Source organism: Polaribacter sp. Q13, assembly GCF_016858305.2.
GTDB lineage: Bacteria > Bacteroidota > Bacteroidia > Flavobacteriales > Flavobacteriaceae > Polaribacter.
Map to the genome: position 1 here is coordinate 1,556,227 of NZ_CP074436.1, position 14,515 is coordinate 1,570,741.

7 protein-coding genes are annotated in these 14,515 nt (G+C 31.6%); 4 read left to right on the forward strand and 3 right to left on the reverse strand.

What is annotated here, in order from left to right; all coding sequences use genetic code 11:
- Positions 1 to 437: 437 nt before the first annotated feature.
- The 3 genes from JOP69_RS06470 to JOP69_RS06480 are packed head-to-tail and all read right to left on the reverse strand — an operon-like array spanning position 438 to position 5,124.
- Complete coding sequence (locus JOP69_RS06470; RefSeq protein ID WP_249989413.1) at positions 438 to 1,598, reverse strand: glycosyl hydrolase; 1,161 nt, start codon at positions 1,596 to 1,598, stop codon at positions 438 to 440.
- 47 nt (positions 1,599 to 1,645) lie between these two features.
- Positions 1,646 to 2,578: a family 16 glycosylhydrolase gene (locus JOP69_RS06475; protein WP_203395009.1), complete on the reverse strand. Its 933-nt coding sequence runs from the start codon at positions 2,576 to 2,578 to the stop codon at positions 1,646 to 1,648.
- A 2-nt stretch (positions 2,579 to 2,580) separates the two neighbouring features.
- Complete coding sequence (locus JOP69_RS06480) at positions 2,581 to 5,124, reverse strand: glycoside hydrolase family 2 TIM barrel-domain containing protein (protein WP_203395008.1); 2,544 nt, start codon at positions 5,122 to 5,124, stop codon at positions 2,581 to 2,583.
- Between the two features lie 592 nt (positions 5,125 to 5,716).
- On the opposite strand from JOP69_RS06480, the gene JOP69_RS06485 reads away from it, so the two are divergent.
- The 4 genes from JOP69_RS06485 to JOP69_RS06500 all read left to right on the forward strand — a co-directional run bounded on the left by JOP69_RS06485 (position 5,717) and on the right by JOP69_RS06500 (position 14,501).
- Positions 5,717 to 8,941: a glycoside hydrolase family 2 TIM barrel-domain containing protein gene (locus JOP69_RS06485; RefSeq protein WP_203395007.1), complete on the forward strand. Its 3,225-nt coding sequence runs from the start codon at positions 5,717 to 5,719 to the stop codon at positions 8,939 to 8,941.
- A 179-nt stretch (positions 8,942 to 9,120) separates the two neighbouring features.
- On the forward strand, positions 9,121 to 10,077 hold the full coding sequence (locus JOP69_RS06490) for a ThuA domain-containing protein (protein ID WP_203395006.1): 957 nt from the start codon (positions 9,121 to 9,123) through the stop codon (positions 10,075 to 10,077).
- 9 nt (positions 10,078 to 10,086) lie between these two features.
- The gene (locus tag JOP69_RS06495; protein ID WP_203395005.1) at positions 10,087 to 10,944 is read left to right on the forward strand and encodes a DUF1080 domain-containing protein; all 858 of its coding nucleotides are present in this window, start codon (positions 10,087 to 10,089) and stop codon (positions 10,942 to 10,944) included.
- Positions 10,945 to 11,552: 608 nt separating this feature from the next.
- A complete protein-coding gene (locus tag JOP69_RS06500) occupies positions 11,553 to 14,501 on the forward strand; it encodes a TonB-dependent receptor (RefSeq protein ID WP_203395004.1) in 2,949 nt (982 codons plus the stop codon).
- The last annotated feature ends 14 nt before the right edge of the window (positions 14,502 to 14,515 follow it).

Below are 14,515 nucleotides of genomic sequence, written 5' to 3' on the forward strand. Positions count from 1 at the left end.
ATCAATAATTTACTACTCTAAAATGCTTAAATATTTTCTATTGTTAACGTTTTTTTTAGAGCATCAATTAACGTTATAAGAACTCCTCTCCTTTCTTAAAAGACATTTCTGAAATTATTATACTTTTATAATCATTGGTGTCCAATTAAAAGTCGTTATGGTTTTAGAAACATTAATAAAGTATCAGGTTTCAAGAGTTTTTGAAAATGACACCTTACTATTATAATTAATAAAAGAGAGTTAAATGAGTTGTATTTTTGATTTAAGTTACTCCTGTTTGTCAGTTAATTAGAATCAAGTCTTGATTATAAAAGCAACGAGGTCTTTTATCTGACAATAATGTTATAAAATAATAAAACTCTGTAGAAATATATCTTATTTTATATAAAACATATTTCTACAGAGTTAAAAATAAACTCCTTGCAGTAATTACTAGACTACTTTACTCCTTTTGCCTTATGCTGTGCCATTCTCCATGTTTTAAAACCACGTATATATTGATAATCAGAATTCATATATTCATGCGTTAATCCCCAACGTAAAATTTGTGTAGGTTCTTTCTCATTATCTGCAGTTCTATCTAATCCAATAGCATGTGGTGCTCCTTTTATAACTGATTTTATATCAAAATTTATTCCGTCTGGAGACCATTGTACAGTATTTTTTTCTGGACCATCTGTTGTAATTAAAGCTGCAATTCCGCCATTATAAGGCCATACGCAGATTTCGTGTCCACTGTTAGAAATAGGATTGTATTCAGATTTTACATAAGGTCCTTCAGGATTATCTGCTATAGCAACACCATGTCTTATTTGTCTACCTCCAAATGTAATTGCTTCTCCCATTTGTTCACCTTTATAATACAAATAGAATTTATTATTAAAAGGAATAATGCAAGGATCATGTACTTTATGACTGTCAAAATCTCCTTTCTTTTCTACTGCAAAACGATCTTGTTTTTCACCTTTCCAAACTCCGTTATCTGCCGGACTTAAAATTGGTTCTTTACTTTTAACCCAAGGTCCATTTGGTGAGTTAGACCAAGCCAAACCTACTTGATTTTTAACTCTTACACTATAAGGATTCTTTACGGTTTGATAACATAAATAGTACTTCCCACCAGTTTCCATAATTTCTACAGTAAACACAGATCTATCATCATATTCTCCCGCTTCTCCCCTAGCCACTGCTAATCCTTCTTCTTTCCAAGTTAAACCATCTGTAGAAGTTGCGTACCAAATATCACATCTATCCCAAGGGAAAACTTTGTCTTTTACAACATCGCCACCAAAACCTTGCGAAGGCCCAACACTTCTAGAATACCAAACATAATACTTACCATCGTACTTAATTAAGGCACTTGGATCTCTTCTGACAACACCTTCTTCATAGGCTAAATCTCCTTTTAAATCATACACAGAATACTCAAAAAACCATTCATTACCCAAATCTGTTGGCCATTTTAAAGCTCTTTTAGAGGCTGCACTTAATTTTTTCTTATTTGTAATTCCTAAAAAATCTTGTTGCGCATCTGTAATTTCAATTTCTTGCGAATTGGAAATTGATTTTGTTTCGTTTTTACAACTAATTATACTCATTATTATAATTGAGCAAGCTAAATAAATTCTTAATTTCATGTTTTATATTATTTTATAATTGGTCTAAATGTTCTTACGTAATCTACTAAATATTTATTTTTAGATTGGTCTGAAAGTTCAGCATCTGTAGGTGTAATTGGTGGATTTTGACTTGATCTCCAATCATGGTCTTCTAAATCTATGATTAGAAACATTTCTCTATCCAAGCCTAGATTTTCTGGATCTTGAATCTGTTCTTTTCTTATTTCACTTACTAATTTTCCATCATAATAGATATCAATAGTGTTGGCATCTTTCCAAAAAGCACCGTAGGTATGAAACTCTTCTCTCCAAGGTTTTCCTTCTTCATTATTATGATGATCTTGTTTATTTATATCTTTTATAATTGTATTGGTTTGTTCGTTTCTAACAAAAACATGTGTATTAGAAGAAGCATTGGATGCAAACCATTTTTCATCCTCTCTGTCTCCACCGTAACATTCTAAAATATCTAATTCACGTTTGTCATCATCACTTAAAAACCAAAAGTTAGAGGATAAAACTTGATTCGCTATTTTGGCTCTAACTTCTGTATATATGGGGTATATAATTTGTTTTTTTGATGAAATTACACCACAATACACTTTGTTGGTTCCCGGTTTTCGTGATGCACTTATTACTAAATTACCATCTTTAATATCAGAATTATTTGTAGTCCACTCTGTCAATCCAGGTCCTTTCCATCCATTAAAATAAGTGTCCTTCCATTTACTTTGAAAGTCTGTGTTTTTTCCTACATAATTAAATTCATCTGAAAAATCTTTTAAATATTCCCAATATTCATTGGATTCTGGACGATTATTATCTAAAATGTTTTTTATTTTATCAACTTTCACATCCAACTCTACATCTAATCCCGCATCTTGAGAAGATGCACAAGAGACTGTTATTAAGTGAAATAAAATAAATGAAAATCCTTTTATTGATGTTTTAAATTTCATATTTATTGAATGTTTATTATTATTGTTTCCGATTGTATTCCTTCTGCAGACGCAGTAATTTTTACTTCGCTACTTTTATCTTTTGCCTGAATTATTAAAAGAGTTCTTCCGTTATAAGTTGTACCAATATTAGACTGAAATTTCTCTACACTTTTTTTCCATCCATTATCAATACCTAGTAATTTTGCTTCCCCTTCAATTTTAAAAGTGATGTTTCTATTATCCGTTTTCACAGGATTCCCTGCATTATCTGTTAATTGAAGTACAACATGTGCAACATCATAATTATTTGCTTTTATATTTTTTTCTTCTGATGATAGTGTAATTTTAGTTGCTTGTTTAGCCGTTATAATTTCTTCTGAAATTTCTTTACCGTTCTTTATTCCTTTGGCAACCAATTTACCTTTAGCAAACGGAATTCCCCATTTATAAATATGGTCTTCAAAATCAGATAATTTTTTCTTTCCTTGAGATGTATCATTTAAAAACAATTCAATTTCATTACAATTAGAATAAATTTCCACAGAAATCATTTCGTCTTTTTTGTAATTCCAATGTTCGTTTACGTCTTGCCATTCCCACAATGCATGTTTCCATTTTTCTGAGTCTTTCGCAACAATATTCCCTTTTTTATCAATTTTATTCAAAGATTTTTGGATATTTTGAGTTGCAATATGGATATGTGGTTCATAGTTCCAAAGAGTTTTCATCATATGATAAGAACCTTTTGTAAATCCTGCTGAATTTAACATTCCAGAAGGTTGCACTCTAACAGGCCAAGGATCTCTAATTTCTCCCATATAATCAATTCCTGTCCATAAAAACGTTCCAGAAATAAAAGGACGCTCCATAATAGATTTCCATTCGTGGTATTGCGCTAAATTTTCTGTTCCCATAATAGGTTTATCAGGATAATTTTTATGTCCGTAATCATACAGAACCCGTCTATAACTATACCCAACAACGTCTAATGCATCTGTATACCCAGATAAATGACTTGCAGATGGTAAAATTAAATTAGCCGTAACAGGTCTTGTTGTATCTAATTCTTTGGTCCATTTAGACAGTTTCTGAGCTGTTTTACCAATATCATATTTCTCTGTTGGTAGCGTTGCTAATTGATGCTTTATTTCTTCTATAGAATAAGGTGGTTCTGACCAAAAGTAATTTCCGCTCCAGCTCATATTATTAAAGAAACCGGTAGCTTTTGCGTTTCTAGGATATGTCCATTCAATTTCATTACCAATACTCCATTGAAAAATAGATGGATGATTTCTATGACTTAACATAACATTTCTTAAATCTTTTTGTGCCCATTCCTGAAAATGCTCACCATAACCTCTTGTAATATAGTCTGTGCTTTTAGATTCATTCTGATTAAAACGTTTGTCTTTAGGATTGTCCCATTCATCAAAAAACTCATCTTGTACTAAAAAGCCCATTTCATCACATAAGTCTAAAAACTCTGTAGATGCAGGATTGTGAGAAATACGAATGGCATTTGCACCACCATCTTTTAAAATTTGCAAACGTCTTTTCCAAACACCTTTTGGTACTGCTGTACCTACCAAACCACCATCGTGATGTAAACAAACACCCTTTATCTTCAAGTTAATTCCATTAAGAAAGAAGCCTTTATCAGCATCAAACTTTATGGTTCTAATTCCGAATGAAGTTGTATAATTTTGAATCGATTTTCCGTCTTTTTCTACCGATGTAATTGCTTTATACAAATGAGGATTTTCTATGTTCCATAATACAGGGTTTAAAACCTTAATATTCTGTATAATTTCTTTTGATGAATTTTTTGGAATTTCAATTTGAGAAACTTCTTCTGCAACTTGCTTATTATTTGCATCAATAAGTACTGTTTTTATTGTTGCTATTTCATCCGAAGAAAAATTATTTTCAATATTTATTTTTAATGAAACAGTAGCATTTTCTTTGGATACTTTTGGTGTCGTTATAAAAGTTCCCCAAATAGGAATGTGCAATTTATTTACAGTAATTAATTTTACATTTCTATAAATTCCTGCACCGGTATACCATCTGCTATCTGCAAAACGTGAATGATCAACTTTAACCGTAATAACATTGTTTTTGCCATTTTTATTTAAATAAGGCGATAAATTGTAGTAAAAAGGAGAATATCCATATGGATGAACACCTAACTTTTTACCATTTATATAAGTTTCAGAATTGTTATAAACACCATCAAAAAGAATATAGGTTTCTTGGTTTTCGTTAGAAGAAACATCAAACGTTTTTTTATAAAAACCATAGCCTTTACCTTTTAAATAGCCGGTTGCAAAAGCATCCTTAACCATAGTAGAATCAAAAGATTGTTCTACAACCCAATCATGAGGAAGATTTACTGCTTTATAGTCTTTTTCTAAAACCGTAGCTATCTCTTTATTTTCTTGTGATAAATAAAAAGACCAATTTAAGTTAAAATCCGTTTCATGAATTTCATCTTTCACCAAATCTCTATCACAATTATAGAAAAAGAAACTTACTATAAATAATAATTGAAAACACTTTCTCATTTTAAATACACTTTTATAATTAATTTTTGAGTTAAAACTAGTACAATAGTTCTTAACAACAGTTTTTATCAACTTGACTAAAAATTTACACATTTGCTAATTATTGATTATCAAACTAAACAGAAATAAGGTAATTAATATCCATATTCAAAAAACCAAGCTTTACCTTTTTACATGTATTGATTGCCTAATAGTACCCTCTTTTAATTCTCTAAGACAATTGATTAGGTGAGTTTTCAAATCGATATTGCTTTTTTCTTAATTAATGGTGTAAATATAAATTGATGATATACTTCATTTAATAAGTGATGTCTAAAAATATAGAACAAATGGTTTTCATAAGCTATATACTATAAAATCATGCTTGTTTTAAAAGGTTCTAAAACAACTTAAACTTATTCAGTTGATAATTTCCTTATCTCTAAATTTCAGAAATCCATACGCAGTCACTTATTTATTTTAGGACTAAAATATCTTCAATAACCATCATTTAAAACATCTGTTATACTCAAACACCCATTTGTAATTATACCTATCATTTATATATTGGATATTTGTTAAAATTCTAACACAAATTTTAAGTATTCTAATTATGAAGAACATTTTAACGTTAACCCTATTTTTTATTTCTACGTTCCTATTTGCCCAACAAAATGATTGGGAAAACCAAAATGTGAATCAAATTAATAGACTAGAAGCACATGCTACATTTTACTCTTATGAAAATGAAGATTTAGCGATTAAAAATGTAAGAGAAAAATCTGAGTATTTTAAAAGCTTAAATGGCGATTGGAAATTTAACTGGGTAGCAAAACCATCTGAAAGTATTGAAAATTTTGAAGGTGTAAGTTTTAATGCTTCAAAATGGAAAAACATAGACGTTCCTTCTAATTGGGAAATGCGTGGTTACGGAACACCAATTTATACCAATGCAACCTATCCTTTTTTTAGTGATTTTCCTTTTATAAATCATCATGATAACCCAGTTGGTCATTATATAAAATCGTTTACGGTTGATGAAAATTGGGATGAAAAAGATATTATTCTTCATTTTGGTGGCGTATCGTCTGCTTTTTATGTTTGGATAAATGGTGAATTTGTAGGGTATTCTGAAGACACCAGACTTCCATCTGAATTTAATATTACAAAACACATTAAAAAAGGAGCGAATAAAATTGCTGTAAAAGTTTTTAGATGGAGTGACGGTAGTTACCTAGAAGCTCAAGATCATTGGAGAATGAGCGGTATAGAACGAGATGTGTATATACAAGCAGTGCCTAAAGTAAGATTGTCTGATTTTACAGTAAGAACAAAACTTGATAACAATTACAAAGACGGTACTTTACAAATTAGACCTGAGTTTATTGCCAACATCAAAAATAAATACATAGAAAAAATTGGCCATTTTGGTACAGATCCACTACATACAACTGTAGATAATTGGACGCTTACTAGTAAATTATTAAATGCTGAAGGAAAACCTGTCGGGAAAGAAAACACCATAGAACTTAAAAAGTTTTTTGGAGAATTTTATCCGCAGCGCGATAATGTTCCATTCGAAATGATAGAAATACCAGTAGCCTCTCCAAACAAATGGACTTCAGAAACGCCGTATTTGTATACCTTATTATTTACCTTAAAAGATGATACCGGGAAAAACATACAATTTACAAGCACCAAAGTAGGTTTCAGAACCCTTAAAATTGATGAAAGAGGCCGATTTTTAGTGAACGGAGATCCTGTTAAAATGATTGGTGTTAACAGACATGACCACAACCAAAATAACGGAAAAGTAGTTTCTAGAGCAGATATGGAAGAAGATGTTAAATTGTTAAAACAGTTTAATTTTAATGCTGTTAGAACTTCTCACTACCCTAATGATCCATATTTCTATGAATTATGCGATAAATATGGCTTGTATGTTATGGACGAGGCAAATATAGAAACACATGGAGTTAGAGGTAAATTATCTAACGAACCATCTTGGGGAAAAACGTTTTTAGAACGTGGAATTAGAATGGTTGAACGTGATAAGAATCACCCGAGTATTGTATTTTGGAGTTTGGGTAATGAATCTGGAATGGGACCAAACCACGCAGCAATGGCGGGTTGGATAAAAGAAATGGATCCTACAAGATATATACATTATGAAGGTGCACAAGGTGATGCAACAGATGCTCGTTACAAAAACAAATTTGCTAAACTTAGTAAAGGGAATCCTACAGATCCTAAATGGGTAGATATGTTGAGCAGAATGTATCCACAGCCATTTGAATACAAAGCACTTATTGATAACACCAGTTTTGACAAAAGACCCGTAATTATGTGTGAATACGCCCATGCAATGGGAAATTCTGTTGGGAATATGAAAGAATATTGGGATGTTATTCATAATAATGATAGAGCTTTAGGTGGTTACATTTGGGATTGGATAGATCAAGGAATTGTAAAAAAAGATAAAAATGGAAAAGAATTTCTAGCGTATGGAGGCGATTTTGGAGACACACCAAATGATGGTAGCTTTTGTATAAACGGAATTATTGCCGCAGATAGAACACCAAAACCAGAAATTTACGAATGTAAAAAAGTAAACCAGCCAGTGGTTATAAAAGCTATTGATGCCTCTAAAGGTGCATTTGAAATTTTAAATAGACATCAAGTTTTAGATCTTGCTACTTATGATATTGTTTGGCAATTAGAAGAAAATGGAAAATCTATTTTATCGGGTTCTATAGAAAGCATTGCAACCAAACCAAAGGCTACTCGTAAAATAAACATCAACCTTAAAAAAGTAAAATTTAAAGCTGGTCGTACCTATTATATCACTTTTAAAGGAAAATTAAAGAATTCTACTTTTTATGCGGATAAAGGCTTTGTTGTTTTTGAAGAGCAATTTAACATCAATAATGAAGCGAAAGAAAAAGTAACAAAATCAAAAAAACATAAAGCACTACTTGTAACAGAATCAGCTAAAAACATCAATATAAAAAATACAAAAAGTTCTTTTACAGTTGATAAAAATTCTGGTTATATCACCGATTATAGTTTTAAAGGTACGGCTCTTTTAAAATCGCCTTTAAAATTGAATTTCTGGAGACCAGAAACTGAAAATGATGCTGCTTACAGAAGAGCAAAAAAACAAACAAATGAAAGAGATTGGCTAACGGCTGCTGATCATTTTATAGTTGAAAACATTACAACAAAAACCGCTAAAAACGGAGAGGTAATTATAAACGTACGCGGTTATATTAAAAACCCCAAAACAGCAATTAGTTTACAATACACCTTTTTTGGTGATGGAAAACTACAAGTTGCCTATGAAGCGGATATTGATGCATCTGCACCAAATATTCCTAAAATAGGAATGCAATTTGATATTTCTAATCAATATAAAAATGTAACGTATTTAGGTAAAGGACCACAAGCCAATTATCAAGATAGAGAAACTGGTGCATTCTTCGGACTTTATAAGGCAAATGCTACTACCATGAATTATGATTATGTTGTTCCGCAAGAATATGGGAATCATATGGGTACAAAATGGTTTTCTTTAGAAAACGCTGCTAAAAAAGGAATCCATATTTCAGGAAATCAGCCATTAAATTTTAGTGTATTACAATACTCCACAAAAAACATAGAAGAAGCAACACACACCAACGAACTAATAGACAGAAAGGAATTAACGGTAAATGTAGACCTTATTCAAATGGGTGTTGGTGGCGATAATACCTGGTCTCATAGAGCAGAACCACATGCAGAATATCTTGTAAAACCAAAAAAGTACGAGTATGGTTTTTCTATACAACCTTTAGACTAACAATGTACACCGTAATAAACACACAAGGTGAATTATAAAATGTACTAAAAGAGAATTATTACCAATAAATAGTGTACTAATTCTCTTTTTATGTTTAAAATACCGTTATGAAATAAATTGAACCTAATTTGGAAAGGAAAATAGTAAATTCACTTTTTTAAGAACAAAATTATTAGAATATGAAAAAAATTATAGTGTTATCTATTTGTATCTTGTTTTCAATAAGTATACATGCTAAAATTAAAGTATTGATTATAGACGGACAAAATAATCATGGTGTTTGGCCAATGTCTACAATTATGATGAAACAATATTTAGAAGATTCTGGTTTGTTTACTGTAGACATTGCACGCTCTAATTATATTTGGAAATCTGAAGGTAAAAAAGAATATTTACCACTTGCTGGTGTTGGAGAACGTACGATTTCTAAAACCCCAAAGACAGACCCAGATTTTTGTCCGAAATTTAAAAAATACGATGTAATTGTATCCAACTTTGGTTGGAAAGCTGCTAGTTGGTCAGAAAAAACTCAGAAAAACTTCGAGAAATACATGAAAAAAGGTGGTGGATTTGTTTCTGTACATGCTGCCGATAATTCTTTTCCTGAATGGAATGCTTACAACCAAATGATTGGTTTAGGCGGATGGGGAAATCGTAGCGAAAAAGATGGACCTTATGTGTATTATACCAATGAAGGCGAATTGGTTAGAGACACTTCTGCAGGCGGAAGTGGCGCTCACGGACCAAAAAATGAATTCCCTATAACCATACGAGTTACAGATCATCCAATAACAAAAGGAATGCCTAAAGTTTGGTTAACAACAAAAGATGAATGTTATTCAAAATTACGTGGTCCTGCAGAAAACATGGTGATTTTAGCTACCGGAAAAGATGCTTCTGGTAAAGCACCTACAGATAGACATGAGCCTATATTAATGGCTTTAGAATACGGAAAAGGGAAAATTTTTCATACAACTTTAGGACATGATCAATTATCTTTTGAAAGTGTAGGTTTTCAAGTTTCTTTTTTAAGAGGTGTAGAATGGGCAGCAACCGGAAAGGTTACCCAAGAAATCCCTACAGATTTCCCGACTGCAACAAAATCATCAAAAAGAAAATTTGAACTAAAAAAATAACTAATTACAATGAAAACTATTACTACAATATTACTCGGTGTATGTGTTGCTTTTTCAGCAAACAGTCAGAAATTAAAAACAGGTCCGTCTAAAATGGTTTCTTCTTCTAAATGGGAAACGATGTTAGATAAAAATTTAACTAAATGGGAAGTTTGGACAGGGGTACCTGATAAATCATTAAAAAACATACCAGACACATACGTGGTACCTGCAGACGGAAAACCTGTTGAAGCTATCGGTTTGGGAGATCCTTTAGGTATATTTAAAGTTTCTGAAGAAGCAAACGATGCACTTGTTATGAAAATATCTGGTGAAGCTTACGCGGGTTTAACAAGTAAGAAATCATATAGCAATTATCATTTAACAATGCTGTTTAAATGGGGTGAAAAAAAGTGGGCTCCTCGTTTAAATGCAAAACGAGATAATGGTCTATTATACCATTGTCATGGAGAACATGGCGCTTTTTGGAATGTTTGGAAAAGTTGTTTGGAATTACAAATTCAAGAAGAAGATTTTGGAGATTTATATATTTTAGCAGGTACAGAAGCTAAAGTTCCTCAAACAAATAATCGTTGGGATCCTAAAAGTAAGACTATTTCTAAAAGAGCAAAAAGGTCTATTGATACGGAAAGTCCTCATGGAGAATGGACAAGAATAGATTTATATGTATTAGATGATACGGCTATTCATGTTGTAAACGGAGAGGTGGTATTAGCCTTAACAGATGCAAAAGATAAAAATGGAAATAAACTAACCTCTGGCCAGATTCAAATTCAATCTGAAGGAGCTGAAGCCTATGTAAAAGAGGTTTTTATACGACCAATAAAAAAGTTTCCTAAAAAAATTAGAAAAGCAGCTGGATTTTAAAGAGAAAAATAATCCATAAAATTTCACCTAAATACTTTCTAGGAAAGTGTCAATATAAAATTAGCATAATAATTAAGGCCTTTGAGTTTATTCTCAGAGGCTTTTTTTTATGTACTACTTATACCCTATTCAGATTTTATAAGGTAAATTCACCTTATAAACTTCCTTAAAAAGGGTATTTGTTCTACTCAATAGATCGATTAAAATAATTCCTAATCAAAATATAAAATCTATTTAAACAAACATACATAATGCCTAAACAATTACAAATCAACGAATTAAAAAAACAACTTTAACCTTGTCAAGTTTTTGTCAAGTACACAAATATTCCTCTTCTAAATTAAAAGCTATATTTGATTTGTCATATTTGTAAATTATATAGATACTATTTACAATATGACAATTAAAGTATGTAAATTATATTAATTTAATAAACACCAAACTTTATCCATGACAAAACACAAACCTTAGTAACCAAATTCATTAGAACAAATTACCTAGAACAGAAAAACAATTAACAATTAACAACCTATTTATTTATGAAAAATAAAATTACTAAACTATTAAGCAGGAGTTTAGCGTTGGCCTTTATACTAACACTAGTAAGTATGCAAAATTCATACTCCCAAAAAACAATTACTGGGATTGTAAATGACCAAAACAACATCCCACTTCCCGGTGTCAGCATTCTTAAAAAAGGATCTAATTCTGGTACTACTACAGATTTTGATGGTAAATACACCATTTTAGCTTCTAGCGGAGACATTATAATTTTTTCATATTTAGGATATGCTCCACAGAGTATTACTATTGGAACACAAACAACTATTAATGTAAAACTGTCTGAAGACGCAAGTCAATTAGACGAAATTGTAGTAATTGGATATGGAACGGCTAGAAAAAGTGATGTAGTTGGTTCTGTTTCTCAAGTAACAGCTAAGTCATTCGAAAAACAACCTGTTACCCGTGTAGAAGATGCCTTACAAGGTAGAGCTTCTGGGGTAAAAGTTACAAGAAGTTCTGGGCAACCTGGAGGTGAAATTAAAGTACGTATTAGAGGTGTTAACTCAATTACGGGTAACAATAGTCCTTTAATTGTAATTGACGGTGTTATTGGTGGTGATTTAAGTACTATTAACCCTAATGATATTTCATCTATGGATGTATTAAAAGATGCTTCTGCAACGGCTATTTATGGTTCTAGAGGATCTAATGGTGTTATTTTAGTTACTACCAAAAAAGGAAAAGGAAAGGGGAAAATAAATGTAGATTATTTTGTTTCTTTTGATAATGTTCCTAAATATTTACCTACTCTAGGAGCTGCAGATTTTGCAAGAATAGAAAACGCTAGTAGAGCTAGAGTAAATTCTCCTGCTATATACACAGATCAGCAAATAGCAGATTTTGAAGCAAATGGTGGCACAAATTATCAAAAAGAATTATTGGGTCAACAAGGGTTTACTCAAAACGTTCAACTCTCTGCTAGCGGAGGTTCTGAAGATGGTAAAATTAATTATTTCCTTTCTGGAAACTATGTAAACCAAGAAGGTATGGCAATAGAAACTGCCTATGAAAAATATTCTCTTCGTTCTAATGTAAACGCACAAATTAATGATAAACTAAAAATTGGTTTAAATGTATCTTTATTAAGAGCAAAAACTAAAAACAATTTAGATCAATTTAATTTATTTGAAGGACGTAAGATATTTCAAGCAACTACTTGGGACCCAACAACACCAATTTATAATGATAATGGAGAATACAACCTATACTCTTTATACGGTGTGGCTAGTGGAACATACAACCCTATAGCAGACATGAAAGAATCAAATTTACAGAATGTTAAAGAAAGAGTTGACCTTAATTTTAATGCATCATACAGCATTACAGACAAATTAACTTATTCACTAGTAGTAGGTACTAATTCCATAAACACTACGCAACAAAATTATGTTGTTAGTACCACTTTACCAGATGCAACTTACAATGGTACAAAAACGAATAGCTATCAAGTTAGTAATGTTGTAAATTGGGCAAATACTTACGGCAAGCACAATATTTCTGCTACTGGATTATTCGAGTTTTCTCAAAACGAATACAGTCAAAATGGGTATTCATCTAAAGACTATATTATTTCAGGAAACTATTATCTAGCAGAATTAGGTAGTGCTTTTAGCGCTACAAATGCATATAATAAGTCTAGCATCCAATCTCTTATGGCTAGAGCTGCCTATGTGTACGATGAGAATTTATTTGTAACTGCCACAGTAAGAATGGATCAATCTTCTAGATTTAGAAGTAATCAAAATACGGGGTATTTTCCTTCTGTTGCTTTAAAATATAGCTTCAAAAAAATGAACTTTATTAGCAATAATGAGTTTCTTACTGATTTTGCTATTAGAGGTGGTTGGGGACAAGTAGGTAACCAAAACGTAACTCCATATGTAACATATCCTAGTTCTCAAATTGGCGGAACCAATGCTTCTTATCCTTTTACAGGAGGAACACCACAACCTGGAGCGATACCAGCTGGTTATGGAAATGAAGATTTAACTTGGGAAACTACGACACAAACCAATATCGGATTAGATTTTGCTTTTTTAAATGGAAGAGCAAACTTAACACTTGATGCTTACAAAAAAAACACTACAGATCTTTTATTAGATGTTCCTGTACCTGGTACAAACGGTGGTGGTGTCATAACTCAGAATATTGGAGAAGTTGAAAACTATGGTGTAGACCTCTCTTTAGGAGGTAGTGTTATTAGAACTGATAATTTTAATTGGGACTCTAATTTTAATTTCTCATTTGTTAAAAACAAAGTTGTTGATTTAGGAGGTGTAAATTCTTTACAAGGTTCTTTTGAAGCAACAGACGGTACACAATCTTATTGGAATATCATTGAAAAAGGAGAACCACTAGGTCAATTTTTAGGGGCTACTTTTTTAGGTACATGGAAAACAGCAGAAACAACCGAAGCTGCAGTATATGGTAGAGCTCCTGGAGATCCAAAATATTTAAGAGATGATAATGGAGAGATTCTTTACCAAGCAATAGGTAATGGAACTCCTACAACATTTTGGGGTTTCAGTAATACATTCACCTATAAGAAATGGGATGTAAATGTATTGGTACAAGGAGTTCATGGTTTTGATGTTTATAATACAATGCGTGGTACTATTAATGGTCCTGCAAAAAGTTTTTTATCTCCAGATCAATTAAATCAATGGACACCAACAAACGAAACAGATATTCCTGCCGGTGGACAAACTATTATTGGTTCTACTAGGTTTGTAGAAGACGGAAGTTTTATTAGATTACAAAACTTAGCTATAGGATATACAGTAAGTGATAGCAGCTATTTTGATTCTTTGAGATTATATGCTAGTGGTCAAAATTTATTTTTAATTACAGATTACCAAGGTTATGATCCAGAACTTACTTCTGCTGCTGCAGATCCAGAATCTAGAGGTAATGGAGATGTAGCCGCTGGTATTGATGCCGGAGCGTATCCAAATCCTAGAACTTTTTCATTAGGTTTTAAATTGAACTTTTAATAAATAAAAACTGA